This is a genomic window from Labrys miyagiensis, assembly GCF_030160835.1.
Lineage (GTDB): Bacteria > Pseudomonadota > Alphaproteobacteria > Rhizobiales > Labraceae > Labrys > Labrys miyagiensis.
The window spans coordinates 39,840-56,638 of sequence record NZ_BSPC01000007.1 but is presented as its reverse complement, the minus strand read 5'-3'; the positions used below and the strand labels follow the sequence as shown (position 1 = coordinate 56,638).

General features: G+C 63.0%; 19 protein-coding genes. 7 read left to right on the top strand and 12 right to left on the bottom strand.

Annotation, left to right across the window (positions count from 1 at the left end; translation table 11 throughout):
* Window positions 1–53 precede the first annotated feature (53 nt).
* Both QQL24_RS04735 and QQL24_RS04730 read right to left on the bottom strand, forming a co-directional pair.
* The gene (locus QQL24_RS04735; protein ID WP_284310755.1) at window positions 54–566 is read right to left on the bottom strand and encodes an HAD-IA family hydrolase; all 513 of its coding nucleotides are present in this window, start codon (window positions 564–566) and stop codon (window positions 54–56) included.
* A gap of 277 nt (window positions 567–843) precedes the next feature.
* A complete protein-coding gene (locus tag QQL24_RS04730; protein ID WP_284310754.1) occupies window positions 844–1,476 on the bottom strand; it encodes a LysE family translocator in 633 nt (210 codons plus the stop codon).
* Between the two features lie 211 nt (window positions 1,477–1,687).
* Here QQL24_RS04730 and QQL24_RS04725 point away from each other — a divergent pair, with 211 nt between their 5' ends.
* Both QQL24_RS04725 and QQL24_RS04720 read left to right on the top strand, forming a co-directional pair.
* Window positions 1,688–2,059, top strand: coding sequence for a GNAT family N-acetyltransferase (locus QQL24_RS04725; RefSeq protein ID WP_284310753.1), 372 nt, complete (start codon window positions 1,688–1,690; stop codon window positions 2,057–2,059).
* A 164-nt stretch (window positions 2,060–2,223) separates the two neighbouring features.
* A complete protein-coding gene (locus tag QQL24_RS04720; protein WP_284310752.1) occupies window positions 2,224–2,928 on the top strand; it encodes an SDR family NAD(P)-dependent oxidoreductase in 705 nt (234 codons plus the stop codon).
* Between the two features lie 78 nt (window positions 2,929–3,006).
* On the opposite strand, the gene QQL24_RS04715 is transcribed toward QQL24_RS04720, so the two are convergent.
* From QQL24_RS04715 to QQL24_RS04695, 5 genes are all read right to left on the bottom strand, one after another.
* On the bottom strand, window positions 3,007–3,996 hold the full coding sequence (locus QQL24_RS04715) for an aldo/keto reductase (RefSeq protein WP_284310751.1): 990 nt from the start codon (window positions 3,994–3,996) through the stop codon (window positions 3,007–3,009).
* Window positions 3,997–4,019: 23 nt separating this feature from the next.
* Entirely contained in the window at window positions 4,020–4,250 is a 231-nt protein-coding gene (locus QQL24_RS04710; protein WP_284310750.1) for a tautomerase family protein, read from the bottom strand.
* 11 nt (window positions 4,251–4,261) lie between these two features.
* On the bottom strand, window positions 4,262–4,633 hold the full coding sequence (locus QQL24_RS04705; RefSeq protein ID WP_284310749.1) for a DUF2255 family protein: 372 nt from the start codon (window positions 4,631–4,633) through the stop codon (window positions 4,262–4,264).
* A 39-nt stretch (window positions 4,634–4,672) separates the two neighbouring features.
* A complete protein-coding gene (locus tag QQL24_RS04700; protein WP_284310748.1) occupies window positions 4,673–4,999 on the bottom strand; it encodes a carboxymuconolactone decarboxylase family protein in 327 nt (108 codons plus the stop codon).
* Window positions 5,000–5,065: 66 nt separating this feature from the next.
* Window positions 5,066–5,461: a (R)-mandelonitrile lyase gene (locus QQL24_RS04695; RefSeq protein WP_284310747.1), complete on the bottom strand. Its 396-nt coding sequence runs from the start codon at window positions 5,459–5,461 to the stop codon at window positions 5,066–5,068.
* Between the two features lie 122 nt (window positions 5,462–5,583).
* Between QQL24_RS04695 and QQL24_RS04690 the strand changes: the two genes are divergently transcribed.
* Together QQL24_RS04690 and QQL24_RS04685 are read left to right on the top strand one after the other, a co-directional pair.
* Window positions 5,584–6,519 (top strand): LysR family transcriptional regulator, encoded by a 936-nt coding sequence (locus QQL24_RS04690; protein WP_284310746.1) that lies wholly within the window; start codon window positions 5,584–5,586, stop codon window positions 6,517–6,519.
* A gap of 111 nt (window positions 6,520–6,630) precedes the next feature.
* Window positions 6,631–7,026 (top strand): VOC family protein, encoded by a 396-nt coding sequence (locus QQL24_RS04685; RefSeq protein ID WP_284310745.1) that lies wholly within the window; start codon window positions 6,631–6,633, stop codon window positions 7,024–7,026.
* 40 nt (window positions 7,027–7,066) lie between these two features.
* Here the strand turns inward: QQL24_RS04685 and QQL24_RS04680 are convergent, their stop codons facing one another.
* Complete coding sequence (locus QQL24_RS04680; protein WP_284310744.1) at window positions 7,067–7,957, bottom strand: LysR family transcriptional regulator; 891 nt, start codon at window positions 7,955–7,957, stop codon at window positions 7,067–7,069.
* Between the two features lie 121 nt (window positions 7,958–8,078).
* Here QQL24_RS04680 and QQL24_RS04675 point away from each other — a divergent pair, with 121 nt between their 5' ends.
* The 3 genes from QQL24_RS04675 to QQL24_RS04665 all read left to right on the top strand — a co-directional run bounded on the left by QQL24_RS04675 (window position 8,079) and on the right by QQL24_RS04665 (window position 10,138).
* The gene (locus tag QQL24_RS04675; RefSeq protein WP_284310743.1) at window positions 8,079–8,828 is read left to right on the top strand and encodes an SDR family NAD(P)-dependent oxidoreductase; all 750 of its coding nucleotides are present in this window, start codon (window positions 8,079–8,081) and stop codon (window positions 8,826–8,828) included.
* A gap of 255 nt (window positions 8,829–9,083) precedes the next feature.
* Window positions 9,084–9,878, top strand: a complete 795-nt coding sequence (locus tag QQL24_RS04670) for a DUF899 domain-containing protein (protein ID WP_284310742.1) — start codon at window positions 9,084–9,086, stop codon at window positions 9,876–9,878.
* Window positions 9,875–10,138 (top strand): hypothetical protein, encoded by a 264-nt coding sequence (locus tag QQL24_RS04665; RefSeq protein WP_284310741.1) that lies wholly within the window; start codon window positions 9,875–9,877, stop codon window positions 10,136–10,138. Before QQL24_RS04670 ends, QQL24_RS04665 begins: the two co-directional genes overlap by 4 nt.
* Before the next feature lie 273 nt (window positions 10,139–10,411).
* On the opposite strand, the gene QQL24_RS04660 is transcribed toward QQL24_RS04665, so the two are convergent.
* From QQL24_RS04660 to QQL24_RS04645, 4 genes are all read right to left on the bottom strand, one after another.
* Window positions 10,412–11,332 (bottom strand): hypothetical protein, encoded by a 921-nt coding sequence (locus QQL24_RS04660; protein WP_284310740.1) that lies wholly within the window; start codon window positions 11,330–11,332, stop codon window positions 10,412–10,414.
* 198 nt (window positions 11,333–11,530) lie between these two features.
* Complete coding sequence (locus QQL24_RS04655; protein ID WP_284310739.1) at window positions 11,531–12,478, bottom strand: amidohydrolase family protein; 948 nt, start codon at window positions 12,476–12,478, stop codon at window positions 11,531–11,533.
* A 79-nt stretch (window positions 12,479–12,557) separates the two neighbouring features.
* Window positions 12,558–13,268, bottom strand: coding sequence for a transporter substrate-binding domain-containing protein (locus QQL24_RS04650; RefSeq protein ID WP_284310738.1), 711 nt, complete (start codon window positions 13,266–13,268; stop codon window positions 12,558–12,560).
* A 39-nt stretch (window positions 13,269–13,307) separates the two neighbouring features.
* Entirely contained in the window at window positions 13,308–16,634 is a 3,327-nt protein-coding gene (locus QQL24_RS04645) for a VWA domain-containing protein (RefSeq protein WP_284310737.1), read from the bottom strand.
* Between the last annotated feature and the right edge of the window lie 165 nt (window positions 16,635–16,799).

Below are 16,799 nucleotides of genomic sequence, written 5' to 3'. Positions count from 1 at the left end.
CGTGGTTCCGCGGGGAGGCACATGAGCGAATCGATCTTCAGCTCTCAACGCCGTCATGCGGCTCCAATAAGCCCCGGAAGTTCATCCATGGTGCGGAATGGGATTGCGCCCACAGCCTGCATGCTCGCTACTTTTTCTTCATCCACGCAATACGCAAACACTGTCATACCTGCCGCAACGCCCGCATGAACACCGGTGGCAGAATCTTCGATGACCGCACATCGGCCTGCTTCAACATTGTTGGTTCGGGCAGCGTGAAGAAATAAATCCGGTGCTGGTTTTGGTCTTGCAACAGCCCTGGCAGAATATGCCCGCCCAATAAAATGCTCCCAAAGCCCAGCACTTCTCAAAGACGCTTCGATCTTGGCGATGGGACCTTGCGATGCGACACAAATTGGCATTTGGACGTGTTCGAGATGCTCGATAACCCCTTCAATGCCTTTGCTGGGCCTTGCGCGCTTGCCTAATGTGTCGATGAGCAAGGCGTAGTATTTGGCGGTCCAGTCCTCTCGCATTTTTACGCCATAAGCGTTTTCTACCGCCAGACGGATGTCGCCAACCGACATACCTTCATATCTCCTCCGAGCCGTCGTCGCATCGATGGCGATGCCATACTCGCCCAAGACGATAGACAGAACTTCGCTCCCGATTTATTCACTGTCCACGAGAACGCCGTCGCAATCGAAAATCACCAGATCAAATGACTTCATGATCCTCTAGATTCCGGGAGACTCATTGTCTTCCAACAGTGTCGAGCGGAGGAGATGGCCTGCCACAAATATCCTTATTCCGGCAGGTGATTTTTGCAGAGTGGCTGCGATGAGGACTTGCATGCGCACACCGTCAATTCCTCGTTGCGAGTGCCAGGCGCCAGGCCAATCCGGCGAACACGCTTGCAAGCAGATATTGCGGGAGCCTGGGGAAATGGCGCATGGCCGTAAGACGGCTGCGGATATGGCTTCCCAGCAGGATGACCGTACCATTCACCACAAGACCGATCCCATTCAGGACCGTGGCCAGCAGCACCATCTGCAAGAGCAGCGAACCGCCTGTCGGGTCGACGAATTGCGGAAAGAGGGCCAGCACGAAAAGCGCCATTTTCGGGTTGAGAAGATTTGTGGCGAGGCCCGCCGCGAGAATCCTTCTGCCGGATAGTCGCTTCAGTGCGGGTGACGGGGAGAAGGCGGAGCCCTCCGTCCGGATCGTCTTCCAGGCAAGGTAAAGCAGGTAGATGCAACCCGCCCAGCGCACCACGTCATAGGCGATGGGAACCGTGAGAAAGAGCCGGGACAGCCCGAGTCCAGCCGCGATGGCGTGGCAATAGGTGCCGAGAGCGATGCCTGCATAGGTGAGGAAACCGGCAGATCGCCCCTGGCTGACACTGCGGGAGGCAATGAGAAGCATATCCGGGCCGGGCGTCGCCGTGAGAACCAGCGAGGCGGCCGCAAAGAGCACGAAGGTGGAAAAATCCGGCATGAAGGTTTCCTTTGGGAACAGAGCCGGAATTCCCGTTTATCATCGTCGCCGCGAATAGCAACCGCTTCGCCGCCGGTTGTCCGAGATATCCGGCCTTCCGGGGCATCCTTCGCGCCTGACGGGGTTGGCCGGTGGATGCGCCGCGTGCCACAGTAAGGGCATGCTCATCCGACGCGCCTCCCCCACAGATGCACCCGAAATCTCCCGACTCATGGCCCAACTGGGCTACGAAGCCCCGGCCGACCTCATCACACGAAAGATCGAGCTGCTGCAGGCCTCGAGCGACGACGCCGTGTTTGTCGCGGTGCTCGATACGGCCATCGCCGGCTGCCTCAGCGCGCATGCCTTCGAATTGTTCCACGCCGAGGGGCGCTTCGGGCGGATCACCTCGCTCGTCGCCGACGAGGATGTCCGCGGCGCCGGCGTCGGCAGGGCGCTGGTGGAACGCGCGCTCGTCTTCTTTCGCGAGGCCGGCTGCATTCGGGCGGAGGTGACGAGCGGGGATCACAGGGCCGGCGCCCATGCCTTCTACAAGTCCGTCGGCTTCAAAGAGGACAACCGGCGTTTCATCCAGGCGCTTTGACGCGATGGACCGAGGCTGCCGTGACAGCTCCCGAAGACCAGATCCGTGGACGACAATCTGCGTCCACATGGCGTCAAGTGCAGCAATAAACTGCAAATGCTGCGTCTTTCGCCTGCTGCGGAGGACGGTATCCTGAGTGAACTTCTCCACAAGGGACGAATGAAATGCCCACACCCTCTTCCGACAAGACCCTGCTTCTCATCGGCGCCTCGCGTGGCCTGGGCTATGCCTTGGCCGTCGAATACCTGCAGCGGGGCTGGCGTGTCGTCGCCACCGAACGGGCCGGCTCCAGGTCAAGGCTGCATGATCTCGCCGAGGCGTCTGACGGGCGGCTGGAGGTCGAGACCGTCGACATCAACGATCCCGTCCTGGTCGGCGCCTTGCGGGCGCGGCTCTCGTCGTGGACCTTCGATCTGCTGTTCATCAATGCCGGCGTCACCAACAACCCGCGGGAGACGATCGCCGAGGTTGCGACGCAAGAGTTCATCCGGGTGATGGTGACGAACGCCCTGAGCCCGATGCGCGTTCTGGAAAGCCTGCAGGATCTCGTGGTCCCGACCGGCACGCTGGGGATCATGTCATCCGGGCAGGGGAGCGTCGCCGACAACGAGGCCGGCTCCAGGGAGGTGTATCGCGCCAGCAAGGCGGCCCTGAACACCCTGATGCGCAGCTTCGCCGCCCGTCACCGTGACGACCCCAGGGCCATGCTGCTCATCGCCCCGGGTTGGGTCCGCACCGACATGGGCGGACCCGAGGGCCGGCTGAGCATCGAGGAGAGCATCCCCAAGGTGGCGGACACCATCGACGCACAGAGCGGCAAGGCGGGCTTGCAGTACCTCGACTATCTCGGCCGCACGGTTCGGTGGTGAGATCTGGGCGAAGCGTGCGATGCATCATTTCGCAACGAAGAGGGAGGTTTGCGAAAGCCTCGTCCTTGGCTGGGGCCGTCAGAGGCCGACGCGCCGCATATGCTCTTCGGGGTAACGATTGCCCTGGACGGGCATCGTCGCCCGGCTCTCGTCCAGCTCCCGCATGTCGTCCGCCGTCAGGTGCACGGACAGCGCCCCGATATTCTCTTCGAACCGCTCAAGCCTGCGGGTGCCGAACAGGGGCACGATCCAGGGCTTGCGAGCGAGAAGCCAGGCGAGCGCTACCTGCGCCGGGCTTGCCTTGTGCCGCTCGCCGACTTTGCGCAACAGGTCGATGAGACGCTGATTGGCGTCACGCGCCTCGGTCGCAAAGCGTGGAACGCCGCGACGCATGTCGGTATCGCTGAACTTCGTGCTGGCGTCGATCGTGCCAGTGAGGAAGCCTTTGCCGAGCGGGCTGAAGGGAACCATGCCAATGCCAAGTTCTTCGAGCGTCGGAATGATCTCGTCCTCGGGCTCGCGCGTCCAAAGCGAGTATTCGCTTTGAAGCGCCGCCACTGGCTGCACAGCATGTGCGCGGCGAATGGAGTTCGCCCCGGCTTCCGAGAGGCCGAAGAAGCGAACCTTGCCCTGCTGAATCAGGTCCTTGACCGCGCCGGCAACCTCCTCCATCGGCACCTCGGGATCGACGCGGTGCTGATAATAGAGGTCGATGTAGTCCGTGCCGAGCCGCTTCAAGCTGCCTTCGGCCGCGCTGCGAATTTGCGCGGGCTTGCTGTTGACGTTGCCTCGATGCTCGCCGGTCTGCTGATCGATATCCCAGCCGAACTTTGTCGCGATCTTCACCTTGTCGCGCATTCCGCGAAAGGCCTCGCCCACCATGACCTCGTTCGTCCACGGGCCATAGACTTCGGCGGTGTCGAAGAAATCCATGCCGAGATCGGCGGCTTTGCGCAGCAGCGCAATCATCTCGGGACGATCGGGAATGTCGCGTGATTTGCCGTAGCCCATCGCGCCGAGCGATAGGGCTGTGACTTCCAATCCCTGGCTTAGCATGCGCTTTTCCATTGTTCGGCTCCTTTGGCTGTTGTTCAGAAGGGCTTGTAACCAGGCCGCTTGTAGAGCTTGCCGGGACTATTGATTATGTCGGGCGTGTAGACCTTTTCGGTCCACTCGGATGGCGCGATCTCTTCAAGACTGACCGAAACGGCATCCTCACCCACGCCGAGGCTCGTCATGACCGCTTGTGTCACGCTTTCGGCGAGCTGCTGCTTGTGCTGCTCCGACCTGCCGAGCGCGAGTTTGACGATGATATGTGGCATGGCTCCTCCTCTCAGGCGCGAAGGTCAATCCTGATCGTGGTGGTCCGCGCGCGCGTGCTGATCATTGGATCGAGGTAGCGGCTACCGCGATATTTCGTCCGGTAAGCGTCATCGATACGGTCGTCGAGCGAGCCTTCGGCTTGCTCAAAGGCAACTTCCCGCGTCATGCCGGCAGCGGTAATCCGTCCCGCTTTTTGCCGTACAGCGGCCTGGTACCAATGTGAGGCTTGTCCATTGTAAGCGCGCACGTAGAGGGCATCATCGACCACAACCGACCAAATCCACGCGAGGGTACCGTAGGTGGTCCCGTCCTCACGAAACGGTGCGATACGAAGGTCGTCCGTCTCAGCGATCTTTCTCAGTTCCACAGCGGGCCACGGCATCGCGTTCCTCATATCCAGGGTGAAGGGCGACAACCCGACTTATCTGCCGGTCTCTTCGAACACCTTGCGCGCGATCTGGAGCGAGGTCATCGCCGGCGGCCACCCTGCATAAAAGGCGAGATGGCTGATGGTTTCGATGATCTCGTCGCGCGTAACACCGTTTTCCAAAGCCCTTATCAGGTGGAAGGGCATTTCATTCATGCGGTAGAGTGAGATCAGGCAGGTGATCGTTACCAGGCTACGGTCGCGCGGCGACAAGGTTAGATTTTCCCAGACATCGCCAAACAGCACCTTGTCGGTGATGTCGGCAAGATGAGGCGCGATATCGCCAAAATTCTTTCGTGCGTTTGTCGGTTCGTCGGCCATGGTCAGACCTCCTGGAGTGAGCGGCGAGGCTGCAAGGATTGTCAATGAAGCGAGGATGGTCGGGCCTCAGCCGCCATATTGCTCGTCGGTGACCTTTTCCATCCAATCGACGTTCTTGCCGTCGAGCTTTTCCTGAATTGCCATATGGCTCATGGCCGTGGTCGCGCCCGCGCCATGCCAGTGCTTTTCGCCGGGCGGAAACCATACGACATCGCCTGGGTGAACGAGTTCGATCGGACCACCTTCGCGCTGTACCTGTCCGCAGCCGACCGTAACGATCAGCGTCTGCCCGAGCGGGTGGGTATGCCAGGCCGTGCGCGCGCCTGGCTCGAATGTCACAAGCGCGCCGGAAACACGGGCGGGCTCAGGCGGGCTGAACAGCGGATCGACGCGCACTATACCGGTAAACCAGTCGGCGGGACCTTTGCCGGACGGCTGCGCGCCACTGCGTTTGATCTCCATGACCCAATTCCTGTCGAGAAAGGAAGGGCGACGCCGCGCCCTCGTATTTCTCAAAAATAACAAGCGCCATTGCTCGCGATAATGGGATATAATCCGCATAAACTTATTAGTGAGACTTCTTAATGCGGAAGGAAACGGCTGCCGATCTGGTCGCCTTTCTCGTGGTGGCCCGGGAGCAAAGCTTCACACGCGCGGCGGCGCAGCTTGGCGTGTCACAGTCCGCATTGAGCCAGACCATGCGCGGCCTCGAAGCGCGGCTCGGGGTGCGGCTCCTGGCGAGAACGACGCGCCGTGTGTCGGCGACGGAGGCCGGCGAACGCCTGCTGCGTGCGGTCGGCCCGCGTTTTGCGGAAGTTGATGCCGAGCTGGAAGCGGTGATGGCGTTGCGTGACAAGCCGGCAGGCACGATCCGCTTGACCGCGAGCGAAAACGCCGCAGCTTCGGTTCTCCTTCCGGCATTGGAAGGCTTCCTGCCGAAGTACCCCGATATCAAAGTTGAAATCATTACCGATGTCGGGCTGACGGACATTGTGGCTGAGCGGTTCGATGCCGGTGTGCGGTTCGGTGAGATGGTCGCGAGCGGCATGATTTCGGTCCGCATTGCGCCGGATGCACGCATGGCTGTGGTCGGCGCCCCCTCATATTTCACCGAACGCAAGCCGCCGATAACGCCGCAGGACCTGACAGAGCATGACTGCATCAATCTGCGCCTGCCAACCCATGGCGGGCTCTACAGCTGGGAATTCGAAAAATCTGGGCGCGAGCTGAATGTGCGAGTCGAAGGCCAGCTCGTTTTTGGAACGGCCGGGCTCATTCTCGACGCTGCGCGGGCAGGCCTAGGCCTCGCTTACCTGACAGAAGAACAGGTGAGCGGCGATCTCAAAAGCGGTCGCCTGGTTCGCGTGCTCGGCGACTGGTGCGCGCCCTTCTCAGGCTACCATCTCTACTACCCGAGCCGCCGCCAGCCGACACAGGCTTTTGCGCTACTGGTCGAGGCGCTGCGCTATCGAGGTTCTGCAAATTTGTCGCGAAACGCCCGCAGACCGCGTGAAAACTGAGCTTGGGGGATTCCTGCGGTGTGCGGTGCGGGCTAGAATCGCATCCCTAGTGGTTTTCGGCTGCCAATACTCGCCGGTCAGTAGGATAGGATACCGCAAAAGGGAGCACCCATGCTGGACCATATGTTTCTGACGGTGAGCGACATCGAGCGCTCGATCGCCTTCTATGAGGCCGTGCTTCCGCATATCGGCATGACGGTTCGCTACGATTACGACGGCAAGGACGGGCCAGCGGGGCATCCCGACCTGAAGGGCTTTGGCGCGGATGGGCGGATACCATTCTGGCTCAGGCATGGCACGCCCGCTCCCGGCGCTGTCCATGTGGGCTTTATCGCCCATTCCGAAGCCGAGGTGCGGAGCGCCCATGAAGCTGCCTTGCAGGCCGGCGCTGCCAACAAGATCACGCCGGGACCGCAGGCCTACTACGATCCCCGCTATTACGCCGGGCAAGTAACCGATCCTGACGGCTACACGCTGGAATTCGTCTACAAGCCTTGGCAGCACTGATTGTCGTGGACCCCAAAGCGTTTTGCGACAAGACCGATCCCTACAATCGCTGCGGTATCGCCTTCGCGAAGAAGTCGGTCGCGCGGCGCACGCGGGCGGGGATGAAGCGGCGTTTCGGCCAGACGAGGCTTACGTCCCGGACATCGCTTATGAACTCGTCGAGGATCGTGATCACGTCCGGATGCCCAAGGTCATCGGCAAGCGAGACCTTGGCAAACAGGCCGATGCCAACGCCGGCCAGAACACCCGCCCGGATGGTTTCGACGCTGTTGGATGAAAGATTTCCACGAACGGACACACTGAAACGGCCCTCCGGTCCCACAAAGGGCCAATTCGCCGACTCCACCAGACCGCCATAGACGAGGCAGTTGTGATCGACGAGCTCGGCGGGGTTCCTGGGCATCCCGTGCTGCTCGAAGTAGTGGCGGGAACCGACGCAGACGAGCGGCGTCGCGGCCACGCGCCGGACGACCGCGTCCGGCAAGTCGACGGGCCCCACGCGTATCGCCAGATCGATCCGGTCTTCCACCATGTCCCGCACGAAATCCGAGAGCACGAGATCGACCTGGAGGCCGGGATTGGCTGACAGCAGTTCCGGGATCAGCGGCAGGATATGCAGGCGGCCGAAGGTGGCGGCGGCAGCGATCCTGATCAGGCCCGAGGCATCGAGTCTGCTGCTTGTCAGTTCGCTGTCGGCCTCGTCCATCTCGTCGACGAGCGGTTTCGTCCGCTCATAATATCGCTGTCCCTGATCGGTCAGGGTCACGCTGCGCGTGCTGCGGTTGAAGAGCGCCACGCCGAGGCGTTTTTCCAGCGCGCCGATGGCCTTGCTGACGGCCGGCTGCGACTCGCCGGTTCTCCGTGCCGCCGCGGAAAAACCGCCTGCTTCAACGACGGCGATAAAGGCATTCAATTCGTGAAATCGATCCATCTTATTCTCTATTAGAATTAATCTTATGGAGTTTTATATCATTATCTTTGGATTTGACATGACCTAGCTAAGAACCCTCAGCCCCGGGATGAGCCGGGACCGCAAATTGAAGGGAAGCACCATGTCTGGATTGACAGGCAAAATTGCCGTGATCAGCGGCGGCACCAGCGGCATCGGGCTCGCCATTGCCCAGCGTTTCGTGACGGAGGGCGCGCATGTCTTCATCTTCGGCCGGCGCCAGGATACGCTCGACGAGGCGGCGCAGGTCATCGGCGCCAACGTCACCGCCATCCGGGCGGACGCGTCCAGGCTCGAGGATCTCGACCGCGTCGCCGACGCCGTCCGCAGTACCAAGGGCAGGGTGGACGTGGTCGTGTCCAACGCCGGCTTCACCGAACAGGTGCCGCTGCGCGACATCACGGAGGAGCACTACGACCGCACGTTCAACCTGATGGCCAAGGGGCCGCTGTTCCTCGTGCAGAAGATGCTGCCGATGATGGGTCGCGGAGGATCGATCATCCTGGTGTCCTCGGCCATGCACTATATGGGCCTGGCGAACCACTCGACCTATGCTGCCACCAAGGCGGCGGTGCGTTCATACGTCCGGACCTGGGCGGCCGAATTCAAGGACAGCGGCATCCGCGCGAACCTCCTGAGCCCGGGGCCCGTCGACACGCCGATCATGGACGCGCAGGCGACGACGCCCGAGGAGGCTGCCGCACTTCGCAAGATGTACGCCACCTACACGCCCATGCTGAGGCTCGGGCGTCCCGAGGAGCTCGCCAACGCCGCCCTCTTCCTCGCCTCGGACGAGAGCTCGTTCATGACGGGCTCCGACATGGTCGTCGACGGCGGCGTCAGCAACGTCTGACGGCGCTCGTCCGAGTGGAGGCGCCGGTCATTCAAGGCCGGCGCCCCTCGGAGATCACGGCGCATATTAATCGCCCCCTACGCCCCGCGGCCGCGATCAGCGTCCCCGCAAATCCCGTCACACTTGTAACTCCCGCCCTTCGCGGCCCGGTGACACACTCGCCTCACGGTCAACAACCGCTGACCAGCAGCGCGTGGGCTCGCCCTCCGGCATTGGGGTGCGAGGGCCCGCCAGGAATTCGGAGGTTACAAAGCCATGACGACAGTACAGCAGAACGGACAGGAAGGCGGTCTATCCGCCATGAAGACGCCACCCGTCGTATCGCCGCAGGCCTGGGAAGCCGCTCGCCAGCGCCTGCTGGTGAAGGAGAAGCAGCAGACCCGGGCTCGCGACGCCCTGGCGGCCGAGCGGCGGCGGATGCCGTGGCTGGCGGTCGAGAAGGACTATGTGTTCGACGGGCCGCAGGGCAAGGCGAGCTTTACCGATCTGTTCGAGGGGCGGCGCCAGTTGATCGTCTACCGCGCCTTCTACGAGCCCGGCGTGTTCGGCTGGCCCGAGCGTGCCTGCCGCGGTTGCTCGATGGTGGCGGACCAGGTCGCACACGTCGCCCATCTCAACGCCCGCGACACCACCCTCGTCTTCGTCTCGCGGGCCCCGCAGGACAAGATTGCGGACCTCAAGGCGCGGATGGGCTGGACGATGCCGTGGTACACGATCACGGATGGCTTCGACAAAGACTTCGGCGTGGACGAATGGCACGGCACGAATGTGTTCATCCGCGACGGCGGTCGCGTGTTCCGCACCTACTACATCAACAATCGCGGCGATGAGCAGATGGGCGGCACCTGGAACTATCTCGACATTACGCCGCTGGGCCGGCAGGAGGTCTGGGAGAACTCGCCCGAAGGCTACCCGCAGACCCCGACCTACAAATGGTGGAACTGGCACGACAGCTATGTTCCGGAAGCCGCGCCGGACAAGGAGTGGGTCAAGGTCTCGGACGTCGGCGAGGCGGCTTTCCGGGAGCAGCAGGCGGGCACCAAGCCATGAGCGAGGCATGTTCCAGCGGGCCCGGCGGCGCCATCCGCCGGAACCCCGCCGCCTTCGGCGCGGCGGACTGGCTGGCCCTGGCGGCATCGCCGACTTTCGCGCTGATGGCCGTGCTCACCACGGTGCTGGGCGGAGAGTCGATGAGCATGCCCTGCTCGGCAAGCCCTGCATCGCCGCTGAGCGGCATGGCGATGATGTATCTCCTGATGAGCGCCTTCCACCTGGCGCCATGGCTGAGGCTGATCCGTGGCGTGCGCTGATCGGTCGTCCTTCTACAACGCCTCAAATTGTTGACTGATCGGCACAAAATGGGGTGCAAGAAAGCGGTTGGGCGAGATGAGGCGTTTGAAAAGAAGGCTCGCCGTCGAAGCCCCCTCTCCCCGTAAACGGGGCGAGGGGGCGCAAACGGCGCGCCTTGTTTCGAGATGCCTCATCTCGCCCAACCGTGGAGCGTATTCACTCCAATACAGAATCAGTGAATCGCTGGGGATGGCTGCGCATTCTGGGTTGGTCAAAGCGCCCGATCGACAGTGCTACTTCGACCCGAATTTATCGAACGTGCCGCCCCAGCTCAGCGTCAGCGTCTGCTGGCCGTCGTGCCAGTAGTAGTTGGCCTGCACGGTCGAGTTCTTGAAGTGCCACAGGTCAGCCGTCAGGCCGATGGGCAGGAACGTCTTGCCGATATCCTCGACGTCATTGATGCCCTTGATGCGGTTCACCTTGCCTTCCAGGCCGGCGAAGCCGTTCTCGGCGTCGGGAAATCGCAGCGACAGGTGGTTGACCACTTCCACGACGAGCGCTCCGATGACATTGTCGCCGATCTTGCGGTTGAGCCAGTCGCGGAACTTGGTCTTGAGCAGCAGTTCGTTCGCCAGATGCCCCCAGAAGGTGGGCGTGACGATGGCGCCATCGGGTGCGTTCACCACGAAGCCGCGCTCGTCGATGTGGACGTTGCACTTCCTCTTGGAAACGGAGGCGTGAAGGGCGGTGAAGGTCAGCCTTTTGCCGGTCTCGCCGAAGCCCAGCGAGATGCGCTTGCTGCCATATTGGGTCTGCGGCAGCAGCGCTGGCCGGGGCTGCGGCGGGGGCCGCCACTGCTCGCGGAAGCCCACGCCCTCGGTCGCGCCCAACGAGGCCTCCAGGGCCCAGTTGGTGGGATCGTCCCTCATGCCGATCATCGAGGCGTTGGCTGAACGGGGCGTGCGCGTGGCGTCGAAGGAGGTGCCGCACTCGCCGGGCTTGGGCAATTCACCGGCGTCGGGACGTTTCGCCCGCCCGCTCAGCTCGGCCTCGAAATCGGCGGGATCGTTCGCCCAGAAGTCGATGCCGTCCAGCGTGCTGTGGGACACCACCAGCGTGCCGTGCTTGATGTGCTTGTGGAGGTCGAGAGGCGGGATCAGGTCCTTGCAGCGGGCCAGAATCGCGTCGTATGTCCATTGCTGTCGGTCGTCCATGATCGATTTCCAAAGGCCCCGGCGGATGGCGGGGCGACGGTAAGAACAAGGGGCGGCACTGCCCCGCATGGACCGTCATATGGCCGATTGCTTGTGCCCGACATTTGCCGGGCGCGCGGCTCATCCCAGCAAGATTGATCCCAAAGGCCGCCATTGGCAAGGTGCAAATCCGCCCCAGCCGCCGCGGCGAGGGCGAGTTCAGGCCTCGGACAGCAGCTCTCGCTTCGGCACGCCGAACCATTGCATGGCTGTCCGCCGGAAGACCTGGTTTTTCTCGTCTTCCGAAAATCCGGCCAGAATGGCTTCGTAACCGTCGTAGAGCGGGCCGAAGCCGTGTGAAAGCCCGGTGATAGGCAGATGGCTGCCGAACATGGCTCGCCCGGGCCCGAATGCCTCCACCATGGACAGCACCCAGGGCTTCACTTGCTCCGGCCGCCAGGACATTCCGAAGATGCACTCCACCGCCGAGATGCTCACCACGGTGTTGTGGCATCGGGCGATGGCCGTGAGATCGGACCGCCAGCGCCTGTAGCCCTCGGCCGAGAGGTCGGTCGGCCAGCCCATGACGGCGACCGTGAAGCCGATGTCCGGAAACTGCCTGACGACGTCGAGCAAATCGGGCAATTGCGGGGAGAAGACCTCCAAGCCGCAGCGCAGCCTTCCATGGCGCAACCGCTTCAATCCTTCCCGCCACTTGCCGTCCGAAAGGAAGTCGGGGCGCGTGGCAAAACATCGGAGCGGATTGTTCTCGTCCCAGCCCAGATGCTGCCGAACGCCTGTAACAGCCGGTAGGGAACCATAGAACTCCAGCCGTTCCATCAGGCCTGGGTCGAGGAAGTCGACAAGGCCGACCAGGGCCATGGGAAGCTGCGACGCAGACGCGAGTTGTTGGCCCCATGCCATTTCCCGGTCGGCATCCCGGGAGATGAATTCATGCCAGACGATGCCTTCGACATCCCTCGAAGCGCTGTCGCGAAGATAGGCGTCGAGGAGATAGGTCCTGGGCAGGGCCGCATAGTCGCCGACCAGGGCCTCAAGGCCGGGTTGCCTCTGTTCGAAGATGGCAAAGGCATTGGCATGGCTGTCATAAAGATGCAGATGCGCATCAACAATCGCCCGCCGCCGAGGCTTTGAGTGGTCGGTCATGAAAGCTGCTCCGCCCGTGGATGGCCAGATATACGACGTCGGCATCTCGCAAAAAAGGGTCGGCATTTCTGCGGCTTCGTCACGCGACGAGATCGATGTCGGCATCGCTGAAGCCGTATCCTTTCATCATCGCACGATGTTGCAGGGAGCCGAGGTAAGCCCCAAGCGCCTCGTCGACCGCCTGCCTGAAGGCATCGTCGTCCAGGTTGAAGGCGAAGGCGCCGAAGGCTGGCTCCTTTTCAGCCGCGCCGATAGTCACCACCTCGAGATCCAGTGCTCCCGCCCCATCGATGAAGCCGCCATGCGCCCGTGCCACGCTCGCATAGGCCTGGGCTCGGCCGTTCAGGATGGCGCTGGCGGCGCTGGCGTAGGTCTCGAAGACCTGGATGCGATCTTGGGGGACGCCGAGCGCCACGGCGGAGCGGTGCTGGATCTGGTCGCGGACCACGGCGAGGATAGATCCGGGCGTGCGGGCGAGGGAGCGGTAGCCCGTCAGCCGCAGGGGATTGCCCTTGCGCACCAGCAGCCCGTCCGGCAGCGCCCAGATCGGCCGGCTGAAGGCGGCAAGCCTGCGGCGCTCCGCAGTGGCGAACAAGCCTGTCGTCATCCGCCAGCGGCCATCGACGAGGCCCGGCAGGAGCTGCGCGAATTCGGTCTCGGCGGGCTGGAAATCCTCGGCGCCGGCCAAAGCAAGGACCGTCCGCGCCAACTCGACGTCGCAGCCCGTGACGGTGCCGTCGGACATGCGGTCGCAGAAGGGAGGCTCGATCAGAAAAGCGAAACGGGTCATTCTGTCTTTCTATGAGGGGGGACCAAGATCACGCGAACGCTAGATGATCGGCCGATGCGGCGCATTGGCAATCTCCCGTTGCATCCACGTGACCGCAGCCGGAGGGTCGGACCGCAAGAGGTCCACCAGCGATCGAACCGCGTCCAGGCCTTTTCTGGCATAGACCTGCTCGATCACCGCAGCCCCGGCATAGGGCCAGGTCGGATATTCGCCGAAATTGATGTAGTCCCAGACCTTCGCGGACAGATCCGGCAGGTCGCGTGCCAGATGCACCTGCATCCAGGTGGCGAGCGCTTCATTGACCGGAATCGCATCTTGCCAGACCTGCTCGAAGCCGGGGCCTGCCGGCGGGTGCCCGTCCTCCGTGGGGGACGTCGCCGCATAGGCGTGGAAATGTTCATGGACGAGAATGCTGCGCAGAAACAGCCGGGCCAGGTTTGGCGCGGCCCGCTCGGTCTCCACGGCGGCGCGGAAGTCATCGAGAGCATCGCTGCAGAGTAGCACCCGAGCCGTGCCGGGCAGCACCAGACCTAGAGGCACCGCCCAATTCCGGGCCTTGTCGAACAGATGCGCGTCCACCTCGCTGGCGCGCGCCGGGGCAAAAATGCCGTAGGTGGGGGCGTCCACCACAGCGAGGGTCGAAGACTTGCGATGTTGCGCCGAGGTCAACAAGGCTCTTGCCTGAGCCCAGGCCCGCTCCACCGCCTGCGCAAATGCGCTCACGGGTCCCACCCTATAGACCTTGGGTGTCTGATCCTGGCCGTAGCTCGGTGCTGCCACGGTCTCGAGACCCGCCGTGACGCCTGTCGGCACGAGCCGCTCCCAGATCTCCAAATCCAGGGCATATCCGCTGGTAAACGGCCCAGCGCCGATTTCACGCGCGCGCGCGTGAAGGATGCGCGCTACCGCGCCAAAATAGGCGTCGGCAAACTCGATGAAGGGTTGCGCCGGGCGCAGACCGGGAAGCCCGGCGGCCAGCAGAATCCCATGGGCCGCACGCCAGCCGCCTTCGGGCTCAACTTCTCCACGAACGAATCCCAGCCCGTGGGATGGCTCGCCTTTGCTCTTCATCAGAAGGCCGTCGCAGAGGGCATCGGCGAGCCTCAGCGACGCATCGAACCCCTCAGGGAGTGCCGGCCGTTCGCCAAAGCGATCCTTGCAGGCCACAAGTGCAGGCTCCATGTCGGCCCACAGCAGGCCGAGGCCTTGGCGAAACGCAGCCCGGCTTCCGCTGATCGTCGTGGCATAGGAATGGCCGGCAAGCGTCAGGCCGAGCGGTTCGAGCCGGTCCCGCCATGCGGGCCAGACTTTATCGAGCTCGTAGCGCCCTATCTGCAAGTCGGCGCCGTCGCCGGTCTCCTTCAGGGCAGAGGCCACCACGCGGGCCGCCGCATCCCGCACAGTTGCGCAATCGGCGAGGCCGGCAGGATGGTCCCTCCACGGGGGAAGGAGCCATGAGGCAGGGTCGAATTCACACCAATACCTCAACTGCTCGAAGGCGGTGGCGGACACACCGGCATGCTGCGCGGTCGCCGTCGCAGCGGCCTTGGCGATCTCCCAGTCGGCATCCTTCCAAAACCTGCCGACATGGAGATCAAGACAAACGACTTGGAGCAGTTCGGCCAGGTCGTGCAGCGTGCCTTGGCGAGCCTGTTCATACGGTCCGAGATCGACGGTTTCCGTCTTGCGCACTGCCCGGACGGTGAAGCGATCGACCAGCAGGGTCGGCACGGGATAGTAGCGGACACCGAGGGTCTGCTCGATGAAGCGGACGGCAAAGGCGGTATCGGCGGCTATCTCGCGGTTGGCGGTGGCAGAGGAATCCGGCATGAGCGGCAACACTGTCACCGGGATGGGACTTGCGCCTTCCAGAGGGATGTCGCGGCCGCGAGGGGGCGGCAGGACCTGCGCCGGCGATGCTCCCAGGCCTTTCAGATCCAGGAATGCGAAATTCAGATGGCTGAGATTGGCTGGCAGTGTCGGGGGAGGCTCTTGCCAATAGGTGGGGCGGATAAAGCCGACACCGCGATTGCTCTGAATGGCCAAACCGTCCACTATTTCATCCTTGACATTGTCCGATACGCTGCTCGCGGGTGACCAGAAGAGCTGAAAGGCATCGGATTTTGCAATCAGCAACTTGATCGCGCTTCGCCACGCCTCTCCGGCCAGCAGTTCCTGCTTGTCCACGATCACATAGATACCGAGACCCCTGTAGACCTTGGCGCAGGCTTCCACGACCGGCAGATCGGTCCGCGCATAGGAGGCGAAAACCGTGCGAAAGGCGCTCGCGCTGTTCAGCGTCGGCTGGCTGTCCGAGGGCCGCGGCTCCTTCGGCGACCGAACCTGAATCGAGAGGGGGATGCGGGCGATGGCAAGGCCTTGTACCGTGACCTCCACTTCGCCAACCACAGGTCCCGGCGGGGCATTGGTTGGCCGGATGCGGAACTCGCTCTTGCTGATATCCTCCAACCAGGTTGTGGGCACGAATCTCGGGTTCACGTCGAAGCCCGGGATCTTGGGCGTGAGCACCACATCCGTGCCTCGCGACAGCCGCGTTGAAGCAACCGGGGCGCTCAGGACATCGGCTCCCTTGAGCCTGCCGGTGCTGAGCGCATCGCCGCGCACCTGATCCGTCAGACTCGCCAGGTGCATGAAGACCAGCAGCGACGCCCAGGCATCCTGGGCGAGCTCTCCAGGCGATGCGAGGGTGAACCCGACATCGTCCTTGGTCGGCGTCGGAGCGGATTGCGCCACCGCCTTCTGCAGGTTTTGCAGCGCCGTCTCCGTGGCCGCCAACTCCGCCGCGAAGTCGTTGCCGACCGACTCGAGCGCCGCTTTCATACCCGGCTCCGAGGTGACGCTCGTCACGCTGCCGCTGGCGCCAACGACGCGTCGTATCAGGTCGATGCCTGCTTCCGCTGTATCGATCAGAATGGCGTCGATCGGAATTCGTCCGCGCTGCAGTTCCGCAGCAGCCTCGGCGGCCTCCGTCGCATCGGAAAGCCCATCCGAGATCAGCAGGATCCTTGCCAGCAGATCGGCCGGATGGGCGTCCAGCCGTGTCTTGGCGGCCCGCAGGGCGGCTGCGATGTCGGTGCCTCCCTTCGGCTCGACGCCGGCCAAGGCCGCGCGAATGGCTGCGATGTCGGTGCTCGCGCCTTCGAAGATGGGCTCTGCGGTGGTCGTGAAGGCGAGGATCGTCACCTGCGTTGCCCGGCCGAGGCTCTCGAGATGAAGCAGAAGGGCTTCCCTTGCAGCCTCGATCTTGGTCTTGGCCTGTGTCGTTCGCTGGCGGCCGCCGGTAATGATCGTTCCGCTGAAGGGGTCGGCCATCGAGCCCGATATGTCCAACAGGATCAGCCACATCGCTTCCCGCCCCCCGGTCGCGTGGTTTGCTCGCGAGCAATAGTGTCGGCAAAGCCCCGCTCAAGCCAGCGCTTTTTGCCCTGGATTACTGGCATCGTCGTATCGCGATGCGGGGATTATTGGACGTGCGAGATATAGATCTGTCGCGTGCCAGTGCAGGAAGGC

Bases quoted from the DNA above. Each gene is read 5' to 3' on its own strand.
- QQL24_RS04715 (WP_284310751.1), bottom strand. From the start codon at position 3,996: ATGGAAAAGCGCATGCTAAGCCAGGGATTGGAAGTCACAGCCCTATCG.
- QQL24_RS04695 (WP_284310747.1), bottom strand. From the start codon at position 5,461: ATGGAGATCAAACGCAGTGGCGCGCAGCCGTCCGGCAAAGGTCCCGCC.
- QQL24_RS04670 (WP_284310742.1), top strand. From the start codon at position 9,084: ATGACGACAGTACAGCAGAACGGACAGGAAGGCGGTCTATCCGCCATG.
- QQL24_RS04665 (WP_284310741.1), top strand. From the start codon at position 9,875: ATGAGCGAGGCATGTTCCAGCGGGCCCGGCGGCGCCATCCGCCGGAAC.
- QQL24_RS04735 (WP_284310755.1), bottom strand. From the start codon at position 566: ATGTCGGTTGGCGACATCCGTCTGGCGGTAGAAAACGCTTATGGCGTA.
- QQL24_RS04650 (WP_284310738.1), bottom strand. From the start codon at position 13,268: ATGACCCGTTTCGCTTTTCTGATCGAGCCTCCCTTCTGCGACCGCATG.
- QQL24_RS04655 (WP_284310739.1), bottom strand. From the start codon at position 12,478: ATGACCGACCACTCAAAGCCTCGGCGGCGGGCGATTGTTGATGCGCAT.
- QQL24_RS04720 (WP_284310752.1), top strand. From the start codon at position 2,224: ATGCCCACACCCTCTTCCGACAAGACCCTGCTTCTCATCGGCGCCTCG.
- QQL24_RS04645 (WP_284310737.1), bottom strand. From the start codon at position 16,634: ATGTGGCTGATCCTGTTGGACATATCGGGCTCGATGGCCGACCCCTTC.
- QQL24_RS04705 (WP_284310749.1), bottom strand. From the start codon at position 4,633: ATGCCGTGGCCCGCTGTGGAACTGAGAAAGATCGCTGAGACGGACGAC.
- QQL24_RS04685 (WP_284310745.1), top strand. From the start codon at position 6,631: ATGCTGGACCATATGTTTCTGACGGTGAGCGACATCGAGCGCTCGATC.
- QQL24_RS04675 (WP_284310743.1), top strand. From the start codon at position 8,079: ATGTCTGGATTGACAGGCAAAATTGCCGTGATCAGCGGCGGCACCAGC.
- QQL24_RS04690 (WP_284310746.1), top strand. From the start codon at position 5,584: ATGCGGAAGGAAACGGCTGCCGATCTGGTCGCCTTTCTCGTGGTGGCC.
- QQL24_RS04680 (WP_284310744.1), bottom strand. From the start codon at position 7,957: ATGGATCGATTTCACGAATTGAATGCCTTTATCGCCGTCGTTGAAGCA.
- QQL24_RS04710 (WP_284310750.1), bottom strand. From the start codon at position 4,250: ATGCCACATATCATCGTCAAACTCGCGCTCGGCAGGTCGGAGCAGCAC.
- QQL24_RS04725 (WP_284310753.1), top strand. From the start codon at position 1,688: ATGGCCCAACTGGGCTACGAAGCCCCGGCCGACCTCATCACACGAAAG.
- QQL24_RS04660 (WP_284310740.1), bottom strand. From the start codon at position 11,332: ATGGACGACCGACAGCAATGGACATACGACGCGATTCTGGCCCGCTGC.
- QQL24_RS04700 (WP_284310748.1), bottom strand. From the start codon at position 4,999: ATGGCCGACGAACCGACAAACGCACGAAAGAATTTTGGCGATATCGCG.
- QQL24_RS04730 (WP_284310754.1), bottom strand. From the start codon at position 1,476: ATGCCGGATTTTTCCACCTTCGTGCTCTTTGCGGCCGCCTCGCTGGTT.